This is a genomic window from Marinomonas sargassi (assembly GCF_025716875.1).
In the GTDB taxonomy this organism is placed as follows: domain Bacteria; phylum Pseudomonadota; class Gammaproteobacteria; order Pseudomonadales; family Marinomonadaceae; genus Marinomonas; species Marinomonas sargassi.
Window position 1 is genome coordinate 875,818 of the sequence record NZ_JAOVZB010000001.1, and the last position, 14,714, is coordinate 890,531.

13 protein-coding genes are annotated in these 14,714 nt (G+C 44.4%); 6 read left to right on the forward strand and 7 right to left on the reverse strand.

The genetic code is table 11. From position 1 onward, the window contains the following. Positions 1–22 precede the first annotated feature (22 nt). Positions 23–2,104: an ATP-dependent DNA helicase RecG gene (recG, locus tag OFY17_RS04205; protein ID WP_263529450.1), complete on the reverse strand. Its 2,082-nt coding sequence runs from the start codon at positions 2,102–2,104 to the stop codon at positions 23–25. Between the two features lie 3 nt (positions 2,105–2,107). Continuing rightward, entirely contained in the window at positions 2,108–3,016 is a 909-nt protein-coding gene (locus tag OFY17_RS04210) for a hydrogen peroxide-inducible genes activator (protein ID WP_263529451.1), read from the reverse strand. Between the two features lie 160 nt (positions 3,017–3,176). On the opposite strand from OFY17_RS04210, the gene OFY17_RS04215 reads away from it, so the two are divergent. Further along, positions 3,177–4,028: an NAD-dependent epimerase/dehydratase family protein gene (locus OFY17_RS04215; protein ID WP_263529452.1), complete on the forward strand. Its 852-nt coding sequence runs from the start codon at positions 3,177–3,179 to the stop codon at positions 4,026–4,028. A 63-nt stretch (positions 4,029–4,091) separates the two neighbouring features. Here the strand turns inward: OFY17_RS04215 and OFY17_RS04220 are convergent, their stop codons facing one another. The 5 genes from OFY17_RS04220 to OFY17_RS04240 form a co-directional block, all read right to left on the reverse strand. Then, positions 4,092–4,478 (reverse strand): RidA family protein, encoded by a 387-nt coding sequence (locus tag OFY17_RS04220; RefSeq protein WP_263529453.1) that lies wholly within the window; start codon positions 4,476–4,478, stop codon positions 4,092–4,094. A 32-nt stretch (positions 4,479–4,510) separates the two neighbouring features. Next, positions 4,511–6,628 carry a RelA/SpoT family protein gene (locus OFY17_RS04225; protein ID WP_263529454.1) on the reverse strand — a complete coding sequence of 706 codons (2,118 nt, stop codon included), beginning with the start codon at positions 6,626–6,628 and terminating at the stop codon, positions 4,511–4,513. Positions 6,629–6,690: 62 nt separating this feature from the next. Beyond that, positions 6,691–6,915: a DNA-directed RNA polymerase subunit omega gene (gene rpoZ, locus OFY17_RS04230; RefSeq protein WP_263529455.1), complete on the reverse strand. Its 225-nt coding sequence runs from the start codon at positions 6,913–6,915 to the stop codon at positions 6,691–6,693. Positions 6,916–6,972: 57 nt separating this feature from the next. Then, a complete protein-coding gene (gene gmk / locus OFY17_RS04235; protein WP_263529456.1) occupies positions 6,973–7,596 on the reverse strand; it encodes a guanylate kinase in 624 nt (207 codons plus the stop codon). Positions 7,597–7,699: 103 nt separating this feature from the next. Beyond that, positions 7,700–8,911, reverse strand: coding sequence for an MFS transporter (locus tag OFY17_RS04240; protein WP_263529457.1), 1,212 nt, complete (start codon positions 8,909–8,911; stop codon positions 7,700–7,702). 566 nt (positions 8,912–9,477) lie between these two features. On the opposite strand from OFY17_RS04240, the gene OFY17_RS04245 reads away from it, so the two are divergent. From OFY17_RS04245 to OFY17_RS04265, 5 genes are all read left to right on the forward strand, one after another. Next, a complete protein-coding gene (locus OFY17_RS04245) occupies positions 9,478–10,317 on the forward strand; it encodes a DUF3100 domain-containing protein (RefSeq protein WP_263529458.1) in 840 nt (279 codons plus the stop codon). A 1-nt stretch (position 10,318) separates the two neighbouring features. Continuing rightward, a complete protein-coding gene (locus OFY17_RS04250; protein WP_263529459.1) occupies positions 10,319–10,798 on the forward strand; it encodes a hypothetical protein in 480 nt (159 codons plus the stop codon). Between the two features lie 102 nt (positions 10,799–10,900). Then, entirely contained in the window at positions 10,901–12,055 is a 1,155-nt protein-coding gene (locus OFY17_RS04255; RefSeq protein ID WP_263529460.1) for a M20 aminoacylase family protein, read from the forward strand. A 64-nt stretch (positions 12,056–12,119) separates the two neighbouring features. Further along, entirely contained in the window at positions 12,120–13,034 is a 915-nt protein-coding gene (locus tag OFY17_RS04260; protein ID WP_263529461.1) for a LysR family transcriptional regulator, read from the forward strand. Positions 13,035–13,052: 18 nt separating this feature from the next. Next, on the forward strand, positions 13,053–14,435 hold the full coding sequence (locus OFY17_RS04265) for an L-serine ammonia-lyase (protein WP_263529462.1): 1,383 nt from the start codon (positions 13,053–13,055) through the stop codon (positions 14,433–14,435). Positions 14,436–14,714 lie beyond the last annotated feature (279 nt).

Below are 14,714 nucleotides of genomic sequence, written 5' to 3' on the forward strand. Positions count from 1 at the left end.
GCTAAATGATAAAAAATGGTCACTATACATTTAAATACTGATCGTGATTTGGCAACCATCTAGATAATAATGGTGAAACAGCGTCAGGATAATGCGCGTGGAGTAGCGTAGCAGCCCTTTGAACATCTTCTAAAAGGTTTTTATCTCGCTGTAAATCTGCGACTTTGAATTCCCAAAGGCCAGTCTGACGAGTACCAAGCAGCTCACCTGGGCCACGCAATTCCAAATCCTTTTCGGCAATTTTAAAACCGTCATTGGTTTCTCGCATTGTAGAAAGGCGCTCTTTACCTTGTTGTCCAAGAGGCGATTTATACAACAAAACACAATAGCTCGCGGTTTCTCCTCGCCCCACACGACCTCTTAGTTGGTGTAGTTGAGCAAGACCAAGGCGCTCAGGGTTTTCAATGACCATCAAACTCGAGTTAGGTACATCGACACCAACCTCAATAACGGTTGTGGCTACTAGAAGTTGAATCTCCCCCGCTTTAAAGCGCGCCATAATATCGGCTTTTTCTTGTGCTTTTAACCTGCCGTGCACCAATCCTATAGACAAACCTTCTAGCTGTTCTTGTAGTAAGATCGCCGTGTCCTCGGCGGCCTGACATTGCAGGGCTTCGGACTCTTCAATAAGGGTACATACCCAATAGGCTTGCTTGCCTTGTTCACAGCTATTTTTGACTCGTTCGATGACTTCTTGACGTCGCTGATCAGAAACCACCACCGTATTAATAGGTGTTCTGCCAGGAGGAAGTTCATCGATAATGGAACAGTCTAAATCCGCATAGGCAGACATGGCGAGGGTTCTAGGTATCGGGGTCGCAGTCATGATGAGCTGGTGGGGCTGAAAGCCATGTTTCATGCCTTTTTCCCGTAGTGCCATCCGCTGATGGACGCCAAACCTGTGTTGCTCATCGACAATGGCCAGAGCCAAACGATCAAATTCGACAGTGTCTTGGAATAATGCGTGGGTTCCGACGATAATTTGTGCTTCACCAGAAGCAATACTGGCGAGTTCGGTTTCTCTCTGTTTACCTTTTAACTTACCTATCATCCAAGCGACTTTTAACCCTAAAGGCTCAAACCACTGGCTGAAGTTAATATAGTGCTGCTCGGCCAAAATCTCGGTAGGTGCCATAATTGCGACCTGATAGCCTGCTTGAACGACAGAGGCAGCAGCAAGAGCAGCGACCAGAGTTTTTCCAGAACCCACGTCCCCTTGCACAAGACGAAGCATCGGGTGGCCAGTGTTCAAATCAGCAAGAATTTCTTGAAAAACGCGCTGTTGAGCACCGGTTGGTGAAAAGGGTAAGTTGTTTAAGAGTGCGTTACTTAAGCAGCCAGCCTCGGAGACAGTAATGGCAACATCTTTTTTTGCATGTAAGCGCTTACCAATTAGAGAAAGCTGATGTGCCATAAGCTCTTCAAAAGAGAGGCGGTATTGAGCAGGGTGGTGTCCTGCCTTTAATGTATCTAGATTAGCATCTCGTTCTGGGTGGTGTAGAAAGTGAATGGCATCCGCAAGAGGCGGTAAACTGAATTCAGCACGAATACTTTCAGGTAACCATTCCTTCAGGTTATAGGGTGTCAGTCTCTCAAGAGCTTGCTCACATAGTTGGCGTATTTTGGTTTGAGTGAGTCCCTCCGTAAGAGGGTAAATAGGAGTGAGCTGTGCGGAATCTTCATGGGCTTCATCATCACCAATGACTTTGTATTCTGGGTGATAAATTTCAAACCCTGTACTGCCCCGACGAATCTCACCAAAGCAGCGAATGCGTTTACCTGATTGAAACTGCTTTTTCTGTGCCGCAGAGAAATGAAAAAATCGTAAATTTAATGTGCCAGTGTGATCTTTAATTCGACACAGCAAACTACGGCGTTTGCCCATTTTTATTTCACTGCCAGTGACTTGTCCTTCAATGACAGCTTCATCTCCGAATCTAAGTTGACCAATAGGCACAACACGAGTTCTATCTTGATAGCGAATAGGAAGATGAAACAGCAAGTCCTGAACTGTATGCAGGTGCAGCTTAGCTAATTTCTCAGCCATGGCGTCACCAACACCTTTTAGTTCACGGACATCCTGTGTATCTAACCCATCTATCATGATCTATGAAAGCTCCAATTGCTTACAAGCATCACGAATCGATTGACTGACCGCTTCAATGGCTTTCGGGCGGGGGAAGCTCGCTCGCCATGCTAAAGCAACGGTACGTTTTGGTGCAGGTGCTGTGAAAGGGCGCACTTCAAGCATGTCGTGGTTAATGTTGGTAACGGCAGATTTCGGTAGAACAGTCACCCCTAAACCAGAAGCCACCATATAACGAATCGTCTCTAACGAGCTGCCATTAACAACGGTACGGCCATTATCAAACTCATTGTCTGAAACCAAAGGGCAAGCCTCGAGTACTTGCTCGCTAAAGCAATGGCCCTTGCCTAGTAGCAGTAGGTTATCCGTAGATAGTTGGCTGGTTTCAATGCTATCGAGATTCGTCCAAGGATGATTACGAGGCATGAGAACAACAAACTCTTCCTCGTAGATAGGTTGAGTAACCACATCTGGTTCATGGAAAGGCAGAGCGACAATAATGCCGTCTAACTCACCATTTCTAAGCTTTGGTCGTAAGTTCTCGGTGAGGTCTTCTTCAATTGATAGTGGCATGCCTGAGACAATCTTATGCAAAGCCGGAATCATAAAAGGGAATAGGTAAGGGGCAATAGTATAAATAGCACCTACTTTTAATGGTCCTGCTAATTGATCTTTCCCAGAAGCGGCTAGTTCTTTGATGACATTGGCCTGATTGAGTACTTGCTTGGCCTGCTTAATAATTTGCTCGCCTAATGGGGTGATATAGACGGAACTTTTACTGCGCTCAAAAATAGATGTGCCTAGCTCTTCTTCAAGCTTTTTCACCGCCACACTTAAGGTAGGTTGCGAGACATAGCAGCGATCGGCTGCTCGGCCAAAATGTTTTTCTTCTGCCAGCATTACAATGTATTTAAGTTCCGTTAATGTCATAACTGTACCTTTGATTGATGTGAGCTGCTTTGATTGTTAATAGCTATGATAATACACAATTTAATAAAGTATACTCGTTAAATATTGTTCCTAGCTATCGTGATATTTATAAAGTCACAGTGGATGCTAGCTATGCGTGAATCGTGATGAGGAAGAAATAGTGTCTAGAGTGTTAATTGCAGGGTGTGGAGATTTAGGAAGTGGCCTAGCGGAAAGCTTAATCGACATGGGACATCATGTGGTGGGCATTCGACGTACTGGTTCTCAGTTTCCGGAAGGCGTTGTCGGGGTAACAGGTGACTTACGTGAATTTTCAGAGGGGCAGTTGCCTGATGTGGAAGTGATCTTTTTAATAATGACGCCCAAAGGTCGCACAGAGGAAGCTTATAGGTTGGCTTACTTTGATACGGCACAGGCACTAGTCAGAAGGTATCAATACCAAGCGACACAGCCCCAAGTATTTTTCGTCTCTAGTACCAGTGTTTATGGACAAAGCCAAGGGCAGTGGATTGATGAGAGCACTCTCGCTGAGCCTAAGTCCGCTACGGCAAAAGTATTACGAGAAACGGAAGATGCTCTTGCTCAGGCATTTTCTTTTTGTACTTCCATACGCTGCTCGGGTATTTACGGTGCAGGGCGTTTTCGATTGATAGAGAAAGTGAAGAGTGAACAGGAGTGGGAGACTAATAGCTGGACCAATAGAATTCACCGTGACGATGTAGTTTCTGCACTGGTGACCTTGGCAAAACATGCGATTAACAACACCGCTTTGCCGCCTGTTGTGATTGCGACAGATTTGACGCCAGTATCTATGTGGGAAGTAAAGCTATGGTTAGCAACCAGTTTAGGCGCCAAACCTACGATTCAAAATAACAGTGGCTTTGTACCTGATACTGGCAAACGAATTCAGGGCCAGCATTTACTAAATCTAGGCTGGCAGCCGCGCTACCCAAGTTATGTAGTGGGCTATCAAAGTTTGCTAGAAGAATATAAGCATCAAAGCGTGAAGTAAGAATAAAAAAAGAGGCTAATAGCCTCTTTTTTTATTCTGGTAAGGAGCGGGTAAGAAGAGAGTTTAGTCTTCTAGTACCATGATACCTTCAATTTCCACTTCCACGCCTTTCGGTAAAGCACGAACCCCCATCGCAGCTCGAGCAGGGTAAGGCTCTTTTACGAACTGCTTCATCACTTCATTTACCGTGTTAAAGTTATTTAAGTCCGTCATGAAAATGTTGAATTTAACGACATTCTCTAAAGCGCCACCGGCTGCTTCACAAACCGCTTGTAAGTTCTTAAATACTTGAGTGGTTTGCTCTACAACACCGCCTTCAATGACTTCCATTGTTTCAGGAATTAAAGGAATTTGTCCAGAAAGGTACACAGTGTTGCCTGCGCGAACTGCTTGAGAGTATGGGCCGATCGCAGCTGGAGCTTGTTCAGTATGAATCACTTGTTTAGGCATAGCTTAAGTTCCTATTTAAAAAGTAAGTATGATTAGCGAGCAATAACGGTTTCACGAGATACTTTTTCTACACAGCGAACCGCTTTTATGCGGCGCATAGCATCTGCCAAGCCGATACGGCTAGATATGGTGATGTTAAGGCGTAGGCGACTGATTCTGCCTCGCTCGATGATCTCAAGGTTGGATACTTGGAAATCGGTATCACTGATAGAGCTGGCGATTTTAGCGACTGCACCGCGTTCGTTGATATAGGTAACGATCAAGCTTAAATGCAGTTCTTCTTCAATCTCCTTGCCCCACGACATACGAATAAAACGTTCAGGGCTAGATAAATGATCCTGAACATTCGGGCAGTTTAGGTGATGAATGACGATGCCCTTTTCAACTTGAACATGTCCTACAATAGGATCGCCAGGGATAGGTGAACAACATTTCGCATAGGACAGTAACATGCCTTCAGAGCCGTTCACTTTAAAGGACTGTGGAGTGACTAGGTTTTCTTCGTCATAGTTCGGGAAAAGCTCACGAGCGACAAGGTAACCAACATGGCGACCTTTACCTATGGATTCTAAAAGGTCGTCTAAAGAGTCTAGGTTATGGTTGATTAACACTTGAGAAATTTGTGCTTCCGTTAACTCACCGATATTAACCTTAAAGGCGTTGAGTGATCGGGTTAACAGTCTGTGACCAATCGAAATGGCGTTTTCGCGCTGCTTATCTTTTAAGTAATGGCGAATATTAGTGCGGGCTTTACCGGTAATGGCAAAGCTTAACCAAGCGACATTTGGCTGTGCATTTTTCGCCGTAATGATTTCTACGGTTTGGCCACTTTCCAATTGTGTACTCAAAGGAGCAAGTCGTCGGTTTATCCGGCATGAAATACAAGAGTTGCCAATTTCAGTATGTACGCCATAGGCGAAATCGACTGGCGTCGCACCCGATGGCAACTCAACAATCTGTCCTGTTGGAGTGAAAACATACACTTCATCAGGGAATAGGTCACTTTTGACGTTATCAACAAACTCCATCGGATTGCGCGCTTTTTGCTGCATATCCAATAAGCTTTTCACCCATTTTGTTGCTCTATCGTGGTTGCTTGGTGTTTTAGAAGTGCCTTTCGCTTTATAGGCCCAGTGAGCAGCAATACCATTATCTGCTACCAAGTCCATTTCTTGAGTGCGAATTTGTACTTCCATTGGGATACCATTCGAGCCCACTACGGTAGTGTGCAAAGATTGATAACCATTGGATTTAGGTACCGCGATATAATCTTTAAAACGACCTTCAATCGGCTTAAAGATAGAGTGAATAACACCTAAGATTCGATAACAACTATCGTGTCTATCTGTCACGATACGTACGCCCATCACATCCATAATTTCATCCAAAGAACGGCGCTTCTTGTCCATTTTTTGGTAAATACTGTAAATGTGTTTTTCGCGTACGCTAATGCCCGCTTCAATATAATCCGCTGCTAATTCGGCGCGAATGGCATCTTCTAGTTTCTCGATATCTTTTGCGCGTTGCTGACCATACTTTTTGAGAATGGCTTTATGCAGCATGCGAGCACGCATAGGGTAGTAGGCTTGGAAAGCCAAAGACTCTAGTTCCACCCTGACGTTGTACATACCTAATCGATTAGCAATAGGAGCGTATATATCTAGGGTTTCACGAGCAATTCTGCGTTTTTTATTGGCAGGCATTGCATCTAGAGTGCGCATGTTATGCAGGCGATCCGCTAACTTTACGAGAATGACGCGAATGTCATCTGCCATGGCCATGGCCATTTTTTGAAAGTTATGGGCTTGTTTCTCGATTTGGCTATTGAATTCAAGGTGGGTTAGTTTACTAACACCATCCACTAGACCTGCAACGTTCTCGCCAAATTGTTTCGTTAGGGCGTCTCGGCTGATGCCAGTGTCTTCAATAACGTCATGGAGTAATGCTGCTGCCAGACCATCGCAATCCATGCGTAGTATGGAGAGAATTTCGGCCACGGCTAAAGGGTGAGTCACATAAGGCTCACCACTTTTACGACGTTGGCCGTCATGGGCTTGCTCAGCAAAATAATAGGCGCGCTTTACCTTAGCAACTTCGTCGTAAGGTAAATACTTGCTGAGCGTTAGGGCTAGATCTTCAATGGTATACATCGCTCACCTCACAGAGTAGAAAACAAGCGCATCATTTTTGCAGTGAGCAATACCATAAAAAATTAAAACTCGTGAACAGGTTGCTTCTGTTGATCAACATTACCTGCATTGATCAAATCTTCTGCAATTTCGCGCAATGCGACTACAGTCACTTTGTCACTTTCTACAGGGACTTTTGATTCTTCACCACCCGTTGCAAGTTGACGAGCGCGTTTTGACGCAACCATCACTAGTTCAAAGCGGTTTTCAACATTTTCTAAACAATCTTCAACGGTAACTCGAGCCATTTTGACCTCTATATTCGGTTATCTATCTTTCAAAGGGTAATTCTACTTAAGGCGTTCTCATAATGACAAGAGATCATTGATAAGATTGTTATGTTTTTGCACCATAACCGCGTTTTTTGCGCGCATAGCCTTAAAAATAGAGGTGATTTGCGATAACGCTGCGTCAAAATCATCGTTAATGATGACAAAGTCGTATTCGTTGTAATGAGACATTTCATTAACGGCTTTGGCCATTCGACGCTGGATCACATCTTCAGAATCTGTACCGCGGCCTTTTAATCTTTCTTCAAGGGCCTGCAATGATGGTGGCAGAATAAAAATGCCTATGGCTTCAGGGTAAAGTGAGCGCACTTGGCGAGCACCTTGCCAATCAATTTCAAGGATCACGTCCAAGCCTTCTTCCAACATACTAAAGATAGAAGCTTTTGATGTTCCATAGTAATTATCAAACACTTGAGCGTGCTCAAAGAAGGCATCGTCAGCAATCATATCTAAGAAGGATTCAGGGTCGGTAAAGAAATACTCTCGGCCATCTTCTTCACCAGCTCGTGGTGCTCTCGTGGTATGAGATATGGAGATGCGCACTTGTTCATCTTGTTTAAGCAATGCCTTGTACAGCGTAGATTTACCTGCACCAGAAGGAGCCGATAAAATGAATAAGTTGCCTTTATGTTTGTCCATGAGGTTTTTAAATCCGCCAATCAGAATCTGAATATCGATCTATTACTATACCATAAACTGCTTGAAACAAAGGGATAAAGGACAAGTCTTATTTTGTGAGTAATTACGCGCTTTTTTGCGTCGGTGGAGGGCTGGCGTACCAGCCTAAAATGACCCACAAAGTGCCTAATCCCAGCAACAAATACAAAGCCGGTTGCCAGGATTGGTAGAGGTCGAACAGAAACCCTAGGGAAAACGGCCCCACGGCTGCTAAGGAGTAGCCTAATAATTGGGACATCCCAGATAATGCAGCGGCTTGCTTAGGGCTCTCAGTTCGAAAGCTGACAAAAGACATGCCCAATATAAAGCTCATGCTGGTTGAGAAACCAAATGACAGAGACCAAAACACCGACCAATCCGCTAAGTATAAATAGCCGAATAAGCTCAGCCATGTGATCCCTGTGGAAATTAAGGCCAGTCTTCTAAGGCTTCCTAATTTATTAATAAAAGGCGCCAAAAGCAGTGACGGTAAAGCCCCAGCAACTTGTACATAACCAAGATAGAGACCTGCCGTCGAGTCAGTATAGCCGTTGGACATTAATATGGCGGGTATCCATGCCATTACTGAATAACTCAGCAAAGAGTTCATGGCTAAAAAGCCAGACATTAGCCAAGCTAACTTGGATTTCCAAATAGCGCTCTCTTTTAACGCTGTGGATGTTGGTTGTGCTGGTTGTGCAACAATCTTACCGCTAAGCCAGATCATGATGGGTAATAAGATGATCACCACTTGGCAAAGTAATGCGAAAGACCAGCCGTGAGAGGCAAAAGGCCATTCTGATTGTTCTGCAATTTGGCTTAGGGGAATGGCTGTACTGGCCATTAAGAAAGCGCCCACATTCATCATCAATACATAAATAGCGGTAACCTGCACCACAGATTCAGGGAAGTAACGCTTAACCAAGCCCGGCAGCAATACATTACCCACAGCAATGCCAACCCCTATTAATATCATTCCAAAGTAGAGAGACTGAATAAAAGGTAGGGAGCGCATTAACATCCCTAAAGCAATGAAACTCACCCCAAGAATAAGAGTTCGTTCCAGTGACCAGCGCCGTATTAATTGAGCAGATACTGGAGCAAACACGGCAAAGGCCACTAAAGGTAAACTGGCTAATAGACCCAACTGAGAGCTAGATAAGTTTAAATCCAAACTAATACGCTCAAAAAGTGGAGATAAGCCCATTACAGGGCCTCTTAGGCTCAAAGCAGTGAAGAAAATAAAGAGAGCAATATAAGCGGCATCATGGCGCATTATCCGGATCAGCTTATTCATAAAGGTATGGTGTCCATGTTGAGGCTAATTGTGCTCGGGAGGGTAAGTATAAAGGCTGAGTCTAACGGGCGGTATTAGCCATTCGTTTAATGCTTAAAACGACTTCATGTATTTGATATCAGGCAGTTCTAACTTATGGAGCGGCATCGTTTTAAGTGAGATTTTTACTGGATATTCAATATTATTGTGACAAGGCTGACTTCGCTTTAGACCGTTTAGGAATAATAAAAAGTTATATTAGTTTGTTTTGTAATTGATCAGTTAATTGCTATAGCTCCAGTATTCATTAAATTGTCATACGTATTCTGTATGAGTGTGTAAAAATAGTGCACCAATCATTTGTCTCAACAAGAGATATATCGGCTCTTAAAAGTAGCCGTTCACTAATTTAAGGCATCGATGCCCCTCTAAGTAGCACCTTCTATAGGCTTCCTAAAGTCTACCTTTAACAAGTTCACTTGAAATGTGATAAATATGTGTTGCTAATAAGGCAACGATTAATAAATTTAAAGGCAACAAAGAAAGGCGTTTTATAAAAAGGCCACCCACAAAAAACGGAGCCCTAAATGAAAACTTCATCCCCCCTAATAAGCCTGCTGCTCAATTGGCGGCTGCATGCAATAGTTGTTGCTATATCTGTCCTATCTGAATGGATTGGAATTCAAAGTATCCCAGTTGCTAATGCGAAACTGCTGTTCCTTCCGCTATTTTATGCTTTTGCACTTTGCCTTTTCTTGAACCCTAATATCACTAAATTCTCAGGAAAGATTTTAACGAAAAAAGGTGCCTCAATTGCTGCACCGCTTATTGTTATCGGTATCCTGCCTTTCATTGCTAAGTTTGGAACCTTGATTGGTCCTGCTCTTCCTAAAATTGCGGAAGCCGGCCCTGCTATGGTGATGCAAGAGTTAGGAAACCTAGGCACTATGCTAATTGCTATGCCGATTGCGGTACTCATTTTCAAAATGGGACGAGAAGCGATTGGAGCGACCTATTCCATTGCCCGTGAACCTAACATCGCTTTGATTTCAGATCGCTACGGCCTGAAAAGTAATGAAGGCATAGGCGTTATGGGCGTGTACGTTATGGGTACCATGTTCGGTACTATTTACTTCTCGCTACTAGCAGGCTTTTTAGCAACCACAGGATGGCTTGATCCAAGAGCCCTTGCAATGGCTTGTGGTGTGGGTAGTGGCAGTATGACAGCAGCATGTTCTGGTACATTGGCCTCGGCTTACCCAACAATGAAAGACGAGATCTTAGCCTTTGCTGGTGCCAGTAACTTATTGACTAATGCTACTGGTCTATATGTTGCGATATTCATCGCTTTGCCATTCTCTGAGTGGTTCTACAAAAAATTGTCAGGCGAAACTGCCAGCGATCTAACAACGAAAGAGGCCAACTAAGATGAGTACTAGTATCGAAAATACGCTTCCACATGAAGAAGAAACAAAGTTAACCTTTAAAGAAAACCTGATTGCCTTAGCCGTTATTTCACTAGTGAGCTTAGTAAGTAACTGGGCTGGCACAGGAGCAACCCCAATCGAAACCTTACCTGCCATGCTGATTATTTATGCCATGGTTGTTGCAGGGTTGGTTTTAGCAAAAATGATTCCTATTGGTTTCCCTGCGGTTGCTTGGGTGTCACTAGTGAGTGTTTTGTTAACGATTCCTATGTCGCCTGTGTCTGAGCCGATTTTGGCGGAATTAAAAAGCATCAGCTTTCTTGCTATGGTAACGCCAATTTTGGCCTACGCTGCGATTGCTATTACCAAAATGGAAGTGGACTTATTTAAGCGTTCTGGTTTTAAAATTGCCATCATTTCTATCTTGGTGTTTACCGGTACTTATGTTGGTTCAGCATTCGTTGCCAATACTTTTCTTTAACATCAACTAAAGAAGTCAATTGGGCGACTTAGCATCATGTTAGCTCGCCCATTTTAATGCCGATAAAAACACATTTGGCGAAAGCGTAATTTTGGAATAATTATGATTGATATGAAACAGCTTATTGCAGAAGCAACTGAGTGGAGAAGGAACTTTCACCAACACCCTGAACTTGGTTTTGTAGAACATAAAACCTCGAAAAAGGTCGCAGAATTACTGCAAGAGTTTGGTTTAGAAGTGCACACAGATATTGCTGTAACGGGTGTGGTTGGAGTGCTAAAAAATGGCGACGGACCCACTATAGGTTTACGTGCAGATATGGATGCTTTACCCATGCAAGAGCTTGGGGATTCTGATTATAAATCCCAGCATCAAGGTTGCATGCACGGCTGTGGTCACGATGGACATACTGCCATGTTACTAGGCGCAGCACGTTATCTTTCCGCAACAAAGAATTTCAAGGGCACAGTGTATTTTATCTTCCAGCCAGCTGAAGAGATGCTCGGTGGCGGTAAGAAAATGATTGAAGACGGTTTATTTAAACGTTTTCCAATGGATGCCATATATGGCCTACATAACTGGCCCGGCTTACCGGCAGGGCATGTTGCCGTTAATGATGGCGCTATGATGGCCTCTCTAGATTCTTTTGAAATTACGGTTAAAGGCGTTGGTTGTCATGCGGCTATGCCCCACCTAGGTGTAGACCCTATTGTGGCGGCCTCAGAATTAGTATTGAAGTTGCAAACGATCGTATCGCGCCATGTTTCCCCTTTGGAGTCTGCTGTGGTCAGCGTCACCATGTTCAATAGCGGCGAAGCGATGAATGTCATTCCTGAATTAGCTTCATTAAAAGGCACAGTACGATGCTTGAACCGAGAAGTACGTTCGCAAGTTGAAAAGCTGATGACAGATTATGTGGCAAGTTATAACAGCTTGTCAGACCTAGAAGTAAAACTTAATTACGAAAAAGGTTACCCAGTTACCGTAAACACACCTGAAAATGCGGCTATAGTTCATGAAGTGGCGGGTAACTTACTGGATGAAGAAGAGGTGCATTATAATATTCCCCCTTCTATGGCATCGGAAGATTTTGCTTGTATGCTAGAAGAATGCCCAGGTGCGTATTTCTGGTTAGGTGTTGACGAAGGAGAGTCAGTGCCCTTGCATAACCCTCACTATGACTTTAACGACAAGGTCATTGGCGGAGCGATTGAGTTTTGGTGCGCACTAGTCGCCGATCAGCTCCCCGTCACTTAACACTGCAGGATGCATTCTAGTTTGTTTGTTTTCTTATTCGTCTGTAGTTGATAAGGCTGACTTAATGAAAGAAATTAATACCAAGCGATTGGTGTATTTTTATGAAGCCGTTTCTTTAGGCACGATTCGTTCTGCTGCGGATAAGTTAGGTCTCGCCCCTTCTGCTATCAGTCGTCAAATTACCCAACTAGAAGAAGAACTTTCTTGCACCCTGATCGAACGTAATCGTAAAGGGGTTTGCCCAACGGAAGCGGGTAGCTTATTACTTAAGTACTATCGTGAAGCTGTGGCGAACGAGGAAGGTTATCTATCTGAGTTAAGAGCCTTAAAGGGGCTCAAATCGGGGCACATTACTTTAGCAATAGGGGAAGGCTTTATTGGGGAGTTGATGTCGACAGTGTTACCTGAATTCCAGAAAAAACATCCGGAATTAACGGTGACGATACATGTGGCGGGCTCCAATGAGCTGATTCGAAAAGTAGAAGAAGATGAAGCTCATATTGGGGTGCTATTCCATCCGCCGCAGCGCCATAAGCTGCGTTCCCATGAAGTGTCATTACATCCTTTGTGCGCCATTGTGCCGCCTGAACACCCTTTGATTAGCTTAGGTAGACCAGTGCATTTAGAAGACATAGAGCCATATCCATTGGTTCTACAAGAGAAAGAGTTTGGTGTGAGGCAGTTGATTGCGGTCGCTGAGTTTCAGCATCGAGTGAGGCTGGTTCCCACTATGACAGTGAACTCCTTCAGCATCCTAAAAGAGTTTGTACGCTCCAATATGGGCGTCACCATTTTGCCCGAGTTTGTCGTGCGCCGTGAGCTGAACGACAAACATGTGGTTTCTTTACCCATTGAAGACCCAGTGCTTTCCACGGGCGAAGTACACATAGCGACCCGATTGGGTCGCCAATTATCAGAAGCATCATTGGAACTGCTTAAACATTTACAGTTATGGATGCGCGATTTCCATGTGGATTAGTGAGTAAGAGGTATTAGCATGGCAATTAGTTTTTTTGATTTATTTAAAGTGGGTATTGGCCCTTCGAGTTCCCATACCGTTGGCCCTATGGTGGCTGCGAACCAATTCGTTCATCAACTTGAAGACCTCCATCTGCTCGACAAAACCAGCCGTGTAAAAGTAGATTTATACGGCTCCCTTGGTGCCACAGGCAAAGGCCATGGCACGGGTTCTGCGGTGCTAATGGGGCTAGAGGGGGAGATGCCTGAAAGCATTGATCCAGCTCCTGTTACGGACAGAGTGAGAGGCATTCAAGAAACGGCTCAGCTGAACTTGTTGGGTAAACACAGCATTGTTATGCAGGTAGACAGTGACCTTATTTATCACAAAATTGATCGTTTAGAATTCCACGCGAACGGCATGACATTACAAGCGTTTGATGATGATTTCGAGTGCCTACATAGTGCGACATTTTATTCTGTCGGCGGTGGCTTCATTGTCAAAGAAGACGAACAAGGTAATGTTGCTTTAGTGGAAGACACCACGCCTTTACCTCACACCTTCCATGACGCTAAAACGTTACTTTCCATCTGTAAGCAAGAGTCAAAAAGCATTGCTGAAATCATGATGGAAAACGAGCAAACGTGGTGTTCAACGGATGCCATCAAAGCAGGCATTCTAAATATTTGGGCGGTTATGCAAGGCTGTGTGCAAATGGGCATGAGGCAAGAAGGCATCTTACCCGGTGGCCTAAAAGTGAAACGTCGAGCAGCCAGCTTGTATCGTGATTTATCGAGTAAATCTTCTATGGAGCTCATTACTCCAGCGTTAGGGGCGATGGACTGGGTGAACCTCTATGCGCTAGCGGTGAATGAAGAAAACGCAGCTGGTGGCCGAGTAGTTACCGCACCAACCAATGGCGCAGCGGGCATCATCCCTGCGGTATTGCATTATTACTTCGAGTTTTGCCCGAATGCTACGGAGCAAGGAGTCATCGACTTCTTCTTAACCGCTACCGCCATTGGGGTACTTTTCAAAGAAAACGCCTCTATTTCTGGGGCAGAAGTGGGTTGCCAAGGGGAAGTGGGTTCGGCTTGCTCTATGGCCGCAGCAGGCTTAGCAGCTGCACTGGGTGGCACACCAGAGCAAATAGAAAACGCTGCGGAAATCGGCATGGAACATAACCTAGGCCTCACCTGTGACCCAATAGGCGGGCTAGTGCAAGTACCTTGCATCGAACGCAACGCCATGGCTGCCATGAAAGCTATCAACTCCGCCAGCATGGCACTACGAGGTAACGGCACTCATCACGTCTCTTTAGATAAAGTAATCGCCACCATGCGAGCCACAGGGCGAGACATGAACGAAAAGTACAAAGAAACCTCACGGGGCGGATTAGCGGTTAACGTGATTGAGTGTTAGCCGCTTCACGCTTTTACGCGCAGAAAAGTGTGACTTTTTACATTCATTTATAAAAGTCATGAACATAACGATTTATGTGAGTAATTATTACCCGTTAGGTACATAATTCCTCTAGCTTTACCTCCTCACTTCCCTCCCGTTTAAATTTTCACTATCAGTGTAGTGTTTTCCATAGTTTTTTAATTGCTTTAGAGTAAGCAGGCATTATGGTTGGCGTGGTGCAATTGAAAGTGCAGAGAAAAAATAACCTTGTGCGATTATCCGCAGTTGATAATATGT